Source organism: Streptomyces achromogenes subsp. achromogenes (assembly GCF_000720835.1).
Classification (GTDB): domain Bacteria; phylum Actinomycetota; class Actinomycetes; order Streptomycetales; family Streptomycetaceae; genus Streptomyces; species Streptomyces achromogenes.
The window spans coordinates 81,348-93,584 of sequence record NZ_JODT01000025.1 but is presented as its reverse complement, the minus strand read 5'-3'; the positions used below and the strand labels follow the sequence as shown (position 1 = coordinate 93,584).

Annotated in this window: 11 protein-coding genes; 10 read left to right on the top strand and 1 reads right to left on the bottom strand. The window is 74.1% G+C overall.

Going from position 1 to position 12,237, the window contains the following annotated elements; genetic code table 11:
* The first annotated feature begins 2 nt into the window (after nt 1-2).
* Both IH25_RS0125160 and IH25_RS0125155 read left to right on the top strand, forming a co-directional pair.
* A complete protein-coding gene (locus IH25_RS0125160; RefSeq protein ID WP_030614875.1) occupies nt 3-977 on the top strand; it encodes an ABC transporter ATP-binding protein in 975 nt (324 codons plus the stop codon).
* A complete protein-coding gene (locus IH25_RS0125155; RefSeq protein ID WP_030614874.1) occupies nt 970-2,028 on the top strand; it encodes an ABC transporter ATP-binding protein in 1,059 nt (352 codons plus the stop codon). The genes IH25_RS0125160 and IH25_RS0125155 overlap by 8 nt, the downstream gene beginning before the upstream one ends.
* 109 nt (nt 2,029-2,137) lie before the next feature.
* Here the strand turns inward: IH25_RS0125155 and IH25_RS0125150 are convergent, their stop codons facing one another.
* Nucleotides 2,138-4,267 carry a S9 family peptidase gene (locus IH25_RS0125150; protein WP_030614872.1) on the bottom strand — a complete coding sequence of 710 codons (2,130 nt, stop codon included), beginning with the start codon at nt 4,265-4,267 and terminating at the stop codon, nt 2,138-2,140.
* A 172-nt stretch (nt 4,268-4,439) separates the two neighbouring features.
* On the opposite strand from IH25_RS0125150, the gene IH25_RS0125145 reads away from it, so the two are divergent.
* The 8 genes from IH25_RS0125145 to IH25_RS0125110 all read left to right on the top strand — a co-directional run bounded on the left by IH25_RS0125145 (nt 4,440) and on the right by IH25_RS0125110 (nt 12,232).
* The gene (locus IH25_RS0125145) at nt 4,440-4,634 is read left to right on the top strand and encodes a hypothetical protein (RefSeq protein WP_030614868.1); all 195 of its coding nucleotides are present in this window, start codon (nt 4,440-4,442) and stop codon (nt 4,632-4,634) included.
* 48 nt (nt 4,635-4,682) lie between these two features.
* On the top strand, nt 4,683-5,537 hold the full coding sequence (mshB, locus tag IH25_RS0125140; RefSeq protein ID WP_030614865.1) for an N-acetyl-1-D-myo-inositol-2-amino-2-deoxy-alpha-D-glucopyranoside deacetylase: 855 nt from the start codon (nt 4,683-4,685) through the stop codon (nt 5,535-5,537).
* Nucleotides 5,534-5,950, top strand: a complete 417-nt coding sequence (locus IH25_RS0125135; RefSeq protein ID WP_030614863.1) for a DUF6113 family protein — start codon at nt 5,534-5,536, stop codon at nt 5,948-5,950. Before mshB ends, IH25_RS0125135 begins: the two co-directional genes overlap by 4 nt.
* A gap of 158 nt (nt 5,951-6,108) precedes the next feature.
* Complete coding sequence (locus IH25_RS0125130) at nt 6,109-8,619, top strand: hypothetical protein (protein WP_030614860.1); 2,511 nt, start codon at nt 6,109-6,111, stop codon at nt 8,617-8,619.
* Between the two features lie 142 nt (nt 8,620-8,761).
* Complete coding sequence (locus IH25_RS0125125) at nt 8,762-9,691, top strand: ABC transporter ATP-binding protein (protein WP_030614858.1); 930 nt, start codon at nt 8,762-8,764, stop codon at nt 9,689-9,691.
* On the top strand, nt 9,688-10,428 hold the full coding sequence (locus IH25_RS0125120; RefSeq protein ID WP_030614854.1) for an ABC transporter permease: 741 nt from the start codon (nt 9,688-9,690) through the stop codon (nt 10,426-10,428). Before IH25_RS0125125 ends, IH25_RS0125120 begins: the two co-directional genes overlap by 4 nt.
* Before the next feature lie 32 nt (nt 10,429-10,460).
* A complete protein-coding gene (locus IH25_RS0125115; RefSeq protein ID WP_030614850.1) occupies nt 10,461-11,621 on the top strand; it encodes a sensor histidine kinase in 1,161 nt (386 codons plus the stop codon).
* Entirely contained in the window at nt 11,618-12,232 is a 615-nt protein-coding gene (locus IH25_RS0125110) for a response regulator transcription factor (RefSeq protein ID WP_030614847.1), read from the top strand. Before IH25_RS0125115 ends, IH25_RS0125110 begins: the two co-directional genes overlap by 4 nt.
* Nucleotides 12,233-12,237 lie beyond the last annotated feature (5 nt).

The window sequence follows — 12,237 nt, the reverse complement described above, 5'->3', positions numbered from 1 at the left end:
CCGTGCTGCTCGAAGTGCGGGATCTGCGCGTGGAGTTCCAAACCCGGGACGGCGTCGCCCGGGCCGTCGACGGGGTCGGCTACGCGGTGGACGCGGGCGAGACCCTGGCCGTGCTCGGCGAGTCCGGCTCCGGCAAGTCCGTCACCGCGCAGGCCGTGATGGGCATCCTGGACACCCCGCCCGGCCGGATCACCGGCGGGCGCGTCCTGTTCCAGGGCCGGGACCTGCTCACCCTCAAGGAGAGCGAGCGGCGCCGGATCCGGGGCGCGGCGATGGCGATGATCTTCCAGGACGCGCTGTCGGCCCTCAACCCCGTGCTCACCGTGGGGGACCAGCTCGGGGAGATGTTCGTGGTGCACCGGGGGATGTCCCGCAGGGACGCCCGGGCCCGGGCGGTGGAGCTGATGGAGCGGGTGCGCATCCCGGCGGCGGCCCAGCGGGTGCGGGACTACCCCCACCAGTTCTCCGGCGGCATGCGCCAGCGCATCATGATCGCGATGGCGCTGGCCCTGCGGCCGGCCCTCGTCATCGCCGACGAGCCCACCACCGCCCTGGACGTCACGGTCCAGGCCCAGGTCATGGACCTGCTGGCGGAGCTGCGGCGCGAGTACCGCATGGGGCTGATCCTGATCACCCACGACCTGGGCGTGGTCGCCGACGTCGCCGACCGGATCGCGGTGATGTACGCCGGGAGGATCGTCGAGTCCGCGCCCGTGCACGACCTCTACCGGGCCCCGGCCCACCCCTACACCCGGGGTCTGCTGGACTCGGTGCCCCGCCTGGACCGCAGGGGCCGGGAGCTGAACGCCATCAAGGGCCTGCCGCCGAACCCCCTGCGCGTCCCGCCCGGCTGCTCCTTCCACCCGCGCTGCCCGATGGCCCAGGACGTGTGCCGCACCGACGAGCCCCCGCTGTACGAGGTCCCCGGCGGCCGGGGCAGCGCCTGCCACTTCTGGAGGGAGTGCCTGCGTGGCTGAGCCGATCCTGGAGGTGACCGGGCTGGTCAAGCACTACCCCCTCACCCGGGGCGTACTGCTGCGCAGGCAGATCGGCGCGGTGAAGGCGGTCGACGGCGTGGACTTCACGCTCGGCCGGGGCGAGACCCTGGGCCTGGTCGGCGAGTCGGGCTGCGGCAAGTCGACGGTGGCCCGGCTGCTGTGCCATCTGGAGCGCCCGACGGCCGGCACCGTCCGGTTCAAGGGCGAGGACGTCACCGCCCTGTCCGGCCGTGCGCTGAAGGCCGTGCGCCGTGCCGTCCAGATGGTCTTCCAGGATCCCTACACCTCGCTCAACCCGAGGATGACGGTCGGGGACATCGTCGGGGAGCCGTTCGAGATCCACCCCGACGCGGCCCCCAAGGGCGACCGGCGCCGCCGGGTGCGGGAGCTGCTGGACGTGGTCGGCCTGGACCCGGACTACGCGGGGCGCTACCCCCACCAGTTCTCCGGCGGCCAGCGCCAGCGCGTCGGCATCGCCCGGGCGCTGGCGCTGCGCCCCGAGATCGTGGTCGCCGACGAGCCGGTGTCCGCCCTGGACGTCTCGGTGCAGGCCCAGGTGGTCAACCTGCTGGCCCGGCTCCAGACGGAGTTCGGCCTGTCGTACGTCTTCATCGCGCACGACCTGTCGGTGGTGCGGCACATCTCGGACCGGGTCGGGGTGATGTACCTGGGCCGGATCGTGGAGAGCGGCCCGGCCGACGCGATCTACGACCACCCGACCCACCCCTATACCCAGGCCCTGCTCTCCGCGGTGCCCGTGCCCGACCCGGGGGCCCGCGACCGGCGCGAGCGGATCATCCTCACCGGGGACGTGCCTTCGCCGGCGGCCGTCCCGTCCGGGTGCCGCTTCCGCACCCGCTGCTGGAAGGCGCGCGAGCGGTGCGCGCGGGAGGTCCCGGCGCTGGCGGTGCCGTCCGTCTTCCGGGACGCCGGCGGCCCCGCGGCCCACCCGTCGGCCTGTCACTTCGCCGAGGAGAGGCCGGCCGTCGCGGCCGGGGAGCCCGGGGACAACGGGAACGGGCCGGGGTGACATGGTCAGCCCGGCCCGTTTACGGCACCCGCACGGCCGTACGCGATTCAGGCTGCCGTGTCCGTATATCGGTACCGCTTCCGCGGAGTTGCCTGCGTGTTAACGGTGTTCACGGGCGTTTCACCGGGGGCAGGGAGCGCCGCAGGAAGTCCAGCTGGAGGCGGAGCAGATTCTCCGCGACCGTCTCCTGCGGGGTCATGTGGGTGACCCCGGACAGCGGCAGCACCTCGTGCGGCCGGCCGGCGGCCAGCAGGGCGGAGGACAGCCGCAGCGAGTGGGCGACCACCACGTTGTCGTCCGCGAGGCCGTGGATCACCATCATCGGGCGGTGCGGCTCGGCCGCGTCGACCAGCCCCGCGTCGTCGATCAGCGAGTTGCGGCGGTAGACCTCCGGCCGCTCGCCCGGGTCGCCGAGGTAGCGCTCCTGGTAGTGGGTGTCGTAGAGCCTGAGGTCGGTGACGGGCGCGCCGACCACCGCCGCGTGGAAGACGTCCGGGCGGCGCAGCACCGCCAGCGCCGCCAGATAGCCGCCGAAGGACCAGCCCCGGATCGCCACCCGGTCCAGGTCCAGCGGGTACCGCTCGGCGAGCGCGTGCAGCGCGTCGACCTGGTCCTGGAGCACCACGGCCGCGAGGTCGTCCCGGACCGCCTTCTCCCAGGCGGGGGAGCGGCCCATGGTGCCCCGGCCGTCGGCGACGAGCACCGCGAAACCCTGGTCGGCGAACCACTGGGAGGTGAGGTGGGCGTTGTGCGCGGCCACCACCCGCTGGCCGTGCGGGCCGCCGTAGGGATCCAGCAGCACCGGCAGAGGAGTGTCACCGGGGTAGTCCCGTGGCATAAGCACGGCGCATGGAATTCGGCGTGCGCCCCCTTCGGTGAGCGTCACCCGCGGACGCAGGCCCGGATCCTCGGCGTACGACCGGATCGTGGCCGCCGGCTTCCCGTCGTACAGCACCCGGACCCGGGTACCCGGCCGGTCCAGGGCCGCGGACACCAGGACGGTGACGCCCCCGGCGCGCACCGCGGAGTGCACACCGGGCCCGTCCGACACGCGCTCCACGCCCAACTCGTTCACCCTGTACACATGAACTTCGCCAATTTCCGGCGCCGCGGCCTCCGGACCGGAAGAGGCGGAAACCAGTAGGTCCTGCGAACCGACGTCCAGAACCGCACGAATGTGCAACTGAGCGCTGGTCAACGGCCGTTCTCCGACCGTCAGCACCCGGGCGCCGCCCTCGTCCGCGATGCGGACAAGCCGCCCCGAGGGGCTCCAGCAGGGCACACCAGCGAATAGTTCAAGCCAATCTGGGTCTTCGTCGGCGTGCACCATCCGGGTGGCCCCGGAATCGGGGTCCACGGCCAGGAACAGCTGGCTGCGCTGGTCCCGCGCCTGCACCAGCAGCAGCGGCGCACCCGCCTCTGACCAGTGCACACGTGCCAGATAGGGGTAGCGGTCCCGGTCCCAGACCACCTCCGTGCGGCTGCCGTCCAGCCCGAGAACGAACAGGTGTACGTCCGCGTTGGGGGTGCCCGCCGCCGGGTACCGGATGTTGAGTGGCTCACGTTCCGGACGGGCCGGATCCGTGATCCACCACCGCCGCACCGGCGTGTCGTCCACGCGCGCCACGAGCAGCCGGTCGGAGGACGGGGCCCACCAGAAGCCCCGCGAACGCCCCATCTCCTCGGCCGCGATGAACTCCGCGAGCCCGTAGGAGACCTCCGCCGACTCCGGCTCGGCCAGCGCCCGGTCGCCCTCCCCCTCGGCGCCCACCACCCGCAGCGCGCCCCGCGCGACGTAGGCGACATGCCGCCCGTCGGGGGACGGACGGGGGTCGATCACCGGCCCCGGAACGGGGAGTTCGCGTGCCGTCCCGGCCCGCAGCTCCGCCGTGAAAAGCCGCCCTGACAAGGCGAAGGACGCCACCTCCACGGAAGTGTCGGTGGCATAACCGACGATGCCGGCACCCCCCTCCCGGCTGCGCTCGCGGCGGGCCCGCTCCTCGGGCGACAGCTCTTCGGGGGAGCCCTGGAGCAGCACCCCGGGATCGGCCGCCAGGCGCTCGGTGCCGTCCGGAAGATCCAGTACCCACAGGGAGTTGGCCCGGTCGGTGCCCGAGCCGGAACGCAGGAACGCGACGCGCGTGCCGTCCGGCGCCACGGTGAACGAACGCGGCGCGCCGAGCGTGAACCGCTGGGTCCGGGCGTACCGGCGGGGGAAGGAGTCAGCCTCGGTCGTCATACCCCGACCATATTGGCCATGCGCCCCCTTGTGCGGCTGTGCGCCGAGCGATGCGCGCACACGGATAGTTATGATCACTACCGCTGTGTGGGTATGAACCCGCTGGCGTCTGCATGGATTTGCTCAACTGATCTAGAACCCGCGTCCCTGGGATCTTTGGAGGTGAGCCGCCGTGGCACTCTCGATTTCGGCGGTGGTGCTGCTGGCGATCATCGTCTTCCTGTTGATCAAGAAGTCAGGACTGAAGGGCGGCCATGCGGTCGTCTGCATCCTGCTCGGCTTCTATCTCGCCTCCTCGACCATCGCGCCCACGATCAGGGAGCTGACGACCAACGTCGCCGGCATGATCGGCAGCATCAAGTTCTGAGGGCCGGTGTCACCGGGGGCGGTGCGCGGAACCTCGTAGGGTGGTGCCATGACGGAACTGCCCGCGCGGCGTCTGCTGCTGGTGCACGCGCACCCGGACGACGAGTCGATCAACAATGGCGCGACCATGGCCAGGTACGCGGCCGAGGGCGCCCATGTGACGCTGGTCACCTGCACCCTCGGCGAGCGCGGCGAGGTCATCCCGCCGGAGCTGCGGCATCTGACGGGCCCCGCGCTGGGCACCCACCGGCGCGGTGAGCTGGGCGCGGCCCTCGCCGCGCTCGGCGTCACCGACGGCCGGCTGCTCGGCGGCGCCGGACGCTACGGCGACTCCGGGATGACCGGCACCGCCGACAACGACGACCCCGGCTGCTTCTGGCAGGCCGACGTGGACGAGGCCGCCGGCCACCTCGCCGAGGTGATCCTGGAGATCCGCCCCCAGGTCCTCGTGACCTACGACGACAACGGCGGCTACGGCCACCCCGACCACGTCCAGGCCCACCGCGTCGCCATGCGCGCCGTCGACCTCGCGGCCGAACGCGGCCACCGCATCGCCAAGGTGTACTGGAACCGCGTCCCGCGCTCCGTCGCCGAGGCCGCCTTCGCCCGCCTCCAGGGCGAGCTGGACACCCTGCCGTTCGACAAGAGCGCGACCGTGGACGACGTACCGGGCGTGGTCGACGACGAGCGGATCACCACCGCGGTCGACGGCGGCGCGCACGCCGCCGCCAAGGCCGCCGCGATGCGCGCCCACGCCACCCAGATCGAGGTGGCCGGCCCGTACTTCGCCCTCTCCAACGCCCTCGCCCAGCCGCTGTTCACCACCGAGTACTACGAGCTGGTGCGCGGCACGGCCGAGCCCGGCGAGACCGACCTCTTCGCGGGTGTCGGGGAGGCGTCATGAGCGGCGGCCGGCCGGGCCCGCTGCTCGCCCAGCCGCTGCGCCCGCCCTCCCCGGGCCGGGCCGCCGCCCTCGCCGGCCTGTTCCTGCTCGGCGCGCTCGTGGGCGCGGCCGGCGCCCTGGTGCAGGCCGCCTGGTTCCCCGGCGGGCTGCTGCTCGCCCTCGCCGGCGCCGCCGGGGCCTTCCTCGGCGGCTCCTACGCCACCCGCGGCCGGGGCGGGGCGGTCGCGCCGGCCGTGGGCTGGCTCGTCGCCGTGGTCCTGCTCACCACCACCCGCCCGGAAGGCGACTTCCTGTTCGGCGCGGGCGGCGGCTCCTATCTCTTCCTGCTCGGCGGCATGGTCCTGGCTGTGATCTGCGCCACCGTCGGCGTCGTACGGCAACCCGGCGGCGGCCCCGCCCGACTTGGGAAGTGACGTACCACTTCGCCGTGCGGCGCGCGTGCGAGTCCCGTGTGGGTTTCCTCAGCGGTCATGGGATGCGCGCCAGACGTGGCCAGTATGGTGGTGCGCGCCGCCGAGCCGCCCGAGCAGTCAGGTCGTAAGGGCGGCGGAGCCAACCGGGAGAACCTGCCTTGAGTCGTGAAACTGACACTCCGTCCTCCGGGCCCAACGGGCGCGGCGGAGCCGCATACCCCTCCGGCACACCGCCGTACGGGACCCCCCTGGCTTCCGACGACGGTATGGGCGCGGGCCGTTCGGGCACGCGGCCGGACGAGAAGAAGACCGAGACCACGCTGACGACCCGGATCCGGATCAACATCCCCGGATCCCGGCCCATCCCGCCGGTCGTCGTGCGCAAGACCGTCGCGGACGGCGAGGGCGGCGCGGACGAGACGCCGGCCGCCGAGGAGCGGCCCGCGGCGGACCGCGCGCCCGCCGCCGACGGCACCGCCGAGGTCCCGGCCGAGCCCGCCGGCCCGGCGGAGGAGAAGACCAGCGACTGGTTCGCGCCCCGCAAGTCCGGTGCCCCGAAGGGCGGTCCGGGCGGCGGCGGCACCAACGGCGCCGGGATCCAGGGCGGTTCCGCCGCCCCGGCTCCCGCCTCCGGCGCGGCGGGCCCCCGTAAGGGTGGTCCGGGCGCGTCCGGCGCGTCCGGTGCCACCGGCGCGCGCTCCGGCGGACGTCCCGGCGGGGTGGTCGGCGCCATGAGCGCGCCGGGCGGTTCCCGTCCCGGCGGCCGCAAGGGCGGCGCCGCGAAGGGCAAGGGCCTGCCCGGTGCCACCGGCGGCCCCGTCGCCCCGGGCCACGGCGGCGGCACCGGCTCCTTCGACGTGACCGAGGCGCTGACCGCGGGCCCGCTGGGCGGCGGCTCCCGCCCCTCCGCCCCCGGCTCCGGCACGTCCCGCTCCGGCTCCGGCACGTCCGGCTCCGGCGAGCCCGGCCGCGACGACCTGCCGTACTTCTCGGCGGACCGCCCGGCCCACGGCAACCAGGACGGCTACGGCGGCGGTGCGAGCGGCCCCGGCGGCTTCGGCGCCGGTCCCGGCGGACTCGACGGCTACGGCGGCGGTGCGAGCGGACCCGACGGCTTCGGCGGCGCGGCGGGCGGTGCCCCCGGGCAGGGCGGCGCCGGCGACTTCACCGGACGCGGCGGCCCCGGCGGCGCCAGCGGCTTCAACGGGCCCGGCGGATCCGGCGGCCCCGGCGGCCCGCAGGGTCCGGCCGGACCCACCAGCGGCCCGGTCACCGGCGACGGCCCCCTCGTGCCGCCGTCCGGCCCGGGTGCGGGCGGCCCCTTCGGCGGCCCCTCGGGCGCGGGCGCCGGCCACCCCGGCCAGGGCACCCCGCGCAGCGCCCTGACCGACCTCGCCGGCCTCGACGGCCCCGGCGCCGGTCCCGCCGGCGCGGGCACCCGCCCGGGCGGCCGCGGACCCGGTGGCGGGCTCAGCGACGACACCGCGATCCTCACCCCGCAGAAGCCGGCCCCCGAGCCGGGCACGCCCGGCTACCGCTCGCCGGCCGCCGGCAACGTCTCCGGGCAGACCGTCACCAGCGGCATCCCGGTCGTCCCCGGCGCGGGCGGCGGCGCCCCGTTCGGCACCTCCGGCGGCGGCTCCGCGGCACCCGCCGCGCCCGCCGCGCCCAAGCCCGCGCCGGCCCCCGCCGGCAAGGCGGCCAAGCCGAAGAAGAAGGGCCGCAGCAAGCTGATGCTGCTCGGCGCCCTCGTGGTCGTCGCCGCGGGCGGTGCCTACGGCGCCGGACTGCTGATGAACCACACCGACGTGCCCAAGGGCACCACCGTGCTCGGCGTCGACATCGGCGGCGGCACCCGCGACGACGCGGTCAAGAAGCTGGACGACGCCTTCGGCAAGCGGGTCGACAAGCCGCTGAAGCTCGCCGTCGGCGGCAAGACCGTCACCCTCACCCCGGAGAACGCGGGCCTCCAGTTCGACTACCAGGCCACCGTCAGCGAGGCCGCGCACAGCGACTACAACCCGGTCCACGTCGTCGGCTCCCTCTTCGGGCAGAAGCGCGTGGTCGCCCCGGTCATGCCGGTGGACGAGGAGAAGCTGCACGCCGCGCTCCAGCAGGCCGGCGGCGGCTCGCAGGCGGGCGCGGGCGTGGCCACCGACGGCACCATCGAGTTCAAGTCCGGCAAGGCCGTGCCCGTCTACGGCAAGGCGGGCAAGGCCGTCGACGCCGAACACTCCGCCCAGGCGGTCGAACAGGCCTACCGCGCGCTGGTGGAGACGGGCAGCGCCACCCCGGTCGCCGTGCCGACCACCACCCGGCAGCCCACGGTCTCCAACGCCGAGGTCGACCGGATGATGAAGGAGTTCGCCGAGCCCGCGATGTCGGGCCGGGTGACGGTCCAGGTGGACGCGGCCCACTCGGTGCCCTTCAGCCCGCAGAACTCGCTGTGGAAGTTCCTCCGGGTCACGGCCGTGAACGGCAAGCTGGTCGACAAGCCCGACCTGACCGCCCTGAAGGAGCTGTACGGCCAGGCCTTCGACGGGGTGCTCATCACCCGGGGCAACGGCCAGAAGACGGCCGTCACCCCCCAGGACGTCTACGCCGCGCTGCGTCCCGCGCTGATGAGCAGGACCAACCGGGTCGGGATCATCGACACGAACCCGAGCTAGTCACCGCACCGTAAGCGGGGCGTCCCCACCGAGGGGGCGCCCCTCGCCGTACCCGTCACCCGGCGCGCATGACATCTGTCACCCGGCGCTCAGGACCCACGGCACTGCCGGACGCCCACCCGCTGCCGCCAGCATGGACGCCATGACGACGACAGCGGTACCGGCCACCGCCACCCCGGTGGTCGGGTTCGACCAGGTGACCAAGACGTACGGGAGCGTGCGGGCCGTGGACGGCCTCTCGCTGCGCCTGTACCCGGGCGAGACCGTCGCCCTCCTCGGCCCGAACGGGGCCGGCAAGTCCACCACCCTGGACCTGCTCCTCGGGCTGAAGCAGCCCGACAGCGGCTCGGTCGGCCTGTTCGGCACCACCCCGCGCGAGGCCATCGTGGCCGGCCGGGTCGGGGCCATGCTGCAGAGCGGCGGGCTGACGGACGGGGTCACCGTCGCCGAACTGGTCAAGCTGGCCTGCGCGCTGCACCCGCGGCCGTACCCGGTCGCCGACGTGCTGGCGCGCGCGGGCCTCACCCGGATCGCCGACCGCAAGGCCGACAAGCTGTCCGGCGGCCAGGCCCAGCGGGTCCGGTTCGCCCTCGCCACCGCCGGCGACAGCGACCTGATCATCCTGGACGAGCCGACCACCGGCATGGACGTCTCCGCCCGCCAGGCCTTCTGGGCCACCATGCGCGAGCAGGCCGACCAGGGCCGTACGGTGCTGTTCGCCACCCACTACCTCGAAGAGGCCGACGCCATCGCCGACCGGGTCCTGGTGCTGCACCGGGGCCGCCTGCTCGCCGACGGCACCGCCGCCGAGATCAAGGCCAGGGCGGGCGTCCGCCGCGTCTGCTTCGACCTGGCCGGAGACATCGACCAAGACGCCCTCGGCGCCCTGCCGTCCGTCACCCGGATCGACGTCTCGGGCCAGACCGTCCGCATCCAGTCCGCCGACGCCGACGCCACCGTCCACGCCCTGTACGGCCTCGGCCTCTACCCCCGCAACCTCGAAGTCGCCGGCCTCGGTCTGGAGCAGGCCTTCGTCGCCATCACCGCCGCCGAGGAGGCGAAGCAGCAGTGAACAGCCTGATCAAGCTGGAACTCGTGCGCGCGCTGCGCAACCGCAAGTTCCTGTTCTTCACCGTGATCTACCCCTCGGCCCTGTTCCTGCTGATCGCGGGCAACGCCGACAGCCACACCGAGGTCGACGGCACGGGGCTGACCCTGCCGACGTACATGATGGTCTCCATGGCCTCCTTCGGCGCCCTGACCGCCACGCTCATGGGCAACAGCGAGCGCATCGCCAAGGAGCGCGAGAACGGGTGGGTACGGCAGCTGCGGCTGACCCCGCTGCCCGGGCGCGGCTACGTCCTCGCCAAGACCGCCGGCGCGGCCGTGGTCAGCCTGCCGTCCATCGTCATCGTGTTCGCGGTCGCCGCCCTGGTGAAGGACGTCCGCCTCGACGCCTGGCAGTGGTTCGCCCTGAGCGGCGCCGTCTGGGCCGGCAGCCTGGTCTTCGCCGCGCTCGGCGTCGCCCTCGGCTACCTGGCCACCGGCGACGCGGTCCGCCCCATCACCATGATCATCTACTTCGGGCTGTCCATGCTGGGCGGCCTGTGGATGCCCACGACCACCTTCCCGGGGTGGCTCCAGGACATCGCCCGGTGGCTGCCCACCCACGCGTACGCTGCCCTGGGACGGGCCATCGAACAGAGCCAGGCCCCGCACGCCCGGGACATCGCCGTCCTCGTCGTCTCCTTCGTCCTGTTCGCGGGCGGCGCGGCCTGGCTGTACCGGAAGGACACGCTGAAGGCGTGAGCGGCACCACGACGGAAGACCGGCACACCGCGATGCCGCGGCACACCCCCGTGGGCTGGCCGCCCACCAGCCGGCGCGACCTGATGATCAAGGCGCTGTGGATCCTGGTCTGGCTGGTCTTCCTCAGCTCACCGGTCGAGGACCTGGCCGGCGGACACCACTCCACCGCCGCCACCGTGGCGGGCTCCTGCGGCCTCGCCGTGTTCGTCGGGGTCTACCTGACGATGGTCTTCCGCAACATCGGCCGCCCGTTCTCCCGGGGCGTCGTGCTCGTCCTCGGCGGGATCCTCGGCGTCCTCGCCCCCGTCCTGGCCTACACCCTCGGCAGCGCCTGGCTGGGCCTGTTCGTCTACCTGGCGGTCGCCTACGGCGCCACCCTGCCGCTGCGCGCCGCCTACTTCGCCATCCCGGCCTCCGCCCTGGCGATGTACCTGATCGGCCTGCGCTCCGCCGAGAAGGAGGCGCGCGGCCTGGTCGTCCTCGTCGTGCTCATCGGCTTCGCGATGACCGGCGTCGGCCAGCTCGTGCGCACCACCATCGAGCTGCGCAAGGCCCGGGCCACCGTCGCCCAGCTCGCCGCCAACGAGGAGCGCCTGCGCCTCGCCCGCGACCTGCACGACCTGCTCGGTCACTCGCTCTCCCTGATCACGCTGAAGAGCGAGCTGGCCGGCCGGATGCTGCCCGGCCATCCGGAGCAGGCGGCCCGGCAGATCGCCGACATCGAACAGGTCAGCCGGCAGGCCCTGGTCGACGTGCGGGAGGCCGTCACCGGCTACCGGCGGCCCCGGCTGGCCGCCGAACTCGCCGGCGCCCAGGTCGCCCTGGCCGCCGCCGGGGTGGCCGCCGAGGTGCCCGCCGACCCCGGCCTCGCCGGCGTGCCGGAGGAGGCCGAGTCCGCCCTCGCCTGGGCGCTGCGCGAGGCGGTCACCAACGTGGTCCGGCACAGCGGCGCCGAGCGCTGCGCGGTACGCCTGCTGCGCCACGAGACCCTGGACGGCCCGGTGCTCGAACTCACCGTCGAGGACAACGGTTCCGGCGGTTCCGGCAAGGGCCCCGGCAACGGTCTGACCGGCCTGACCGAGCGGCTCCAGAAGGTTGGCGGGACCCTGCGGGCAGGCCGGACAAGACAGGGATTCCGGCTGGTCGCCCGGGTGCCGGCGGCCCCCCGGACCGACATAGGATCCGGGGCATGACGAGCACGATCAAGGTCCTGCTGGCCGAGGACCAGTCGATGGTCCGCGAGGCGCTGGCCGCGCTGCTCGGCCTGGAGGACGACATCGAGGTCGTCGCCCAGGCCGCGCGCGGCGACGAGGTGCTCGCCGCCGTCGGCGCGCACGGCGTGGACGTGGCGCTGCTCGACATCGAGATGCCCGGCTGCACCGGCATCGAGGCCGCGGCCCGGGTGCGCCGCGCCTACCCGGACGTGAAGCTGGTGGTGCTCACCACCTTCGGCCGGCCCGGCTATCTGCGCAGCGCCATGGAGGCCGGCGCCGACGCCTTCCTCGTCAAGGACGCCCCCGCCGCCCAGCTCGCCGAGGCGATCCGCAAGGTGCTGGCCGGCGAGCGGGTCATCGACCCCACGCTGGCCGCCGCCGCGCTCGCCGAGGGCGCCAACCCGCTCACCGAACGCGAACGCGAGGTGCTCCGCGCGGCGGCCGACGGCTCCACCAACGCCGAACTGGCCAAGGCCCTGCACCTGTCCCCGGGCACGGTCCGCAACTACCTGTCGACGGCCATCCAGAAACTGGCGGCCCGCAACCGGGCGGAGGCGGTGCTGATCGCCCGGGAGAAGGGCTGGCTGTGAGGGGC

Coding starts and splice junctions, on each gene's coding strand:
- IH25_RS0125150 (WP_030614872.1), bottom strand. CDS start 4,267: ATGACGACCGAGGCTGACTCCTTCCCCCGCCGGTACGCCCGGACCCAG.
- mshB (WP_030614865.1), top strand. CDS start 4,683: ATGACGGAACTGCCCGCGCGGCGTCTGCTGCTGGTGCACGCGCACCCG.
- IH25_RS0125135 (WP_030614863.1), top strand. CDS start 5,534: ATGAGCGGCGGCCGGCCGGGCCCGCTGCTCGCCCAGCCGCTGCGCCCG.
- IH25_RS0125125 (WP_030614858.1), top strand. CDS start 8,762: ATGACGACGACAGCGGTACCGGCCACCGCCACCCCGGTGGTCGGGTTC.
- IH25_RS0125115 (WP_030614850.1), top strand. CDS start 10,461: ATGCCGCGGCACACCCCCGTGGGCTGGCCGCCCACCAGCCGGCGCGAC.
- IH25_RS0125110 (WP_030614847.1), top strand. CDS start 11,618: ATGACGAGCACGATCAAGGTCCTGCTGGCCGAGGACCAGTCGATGGTC.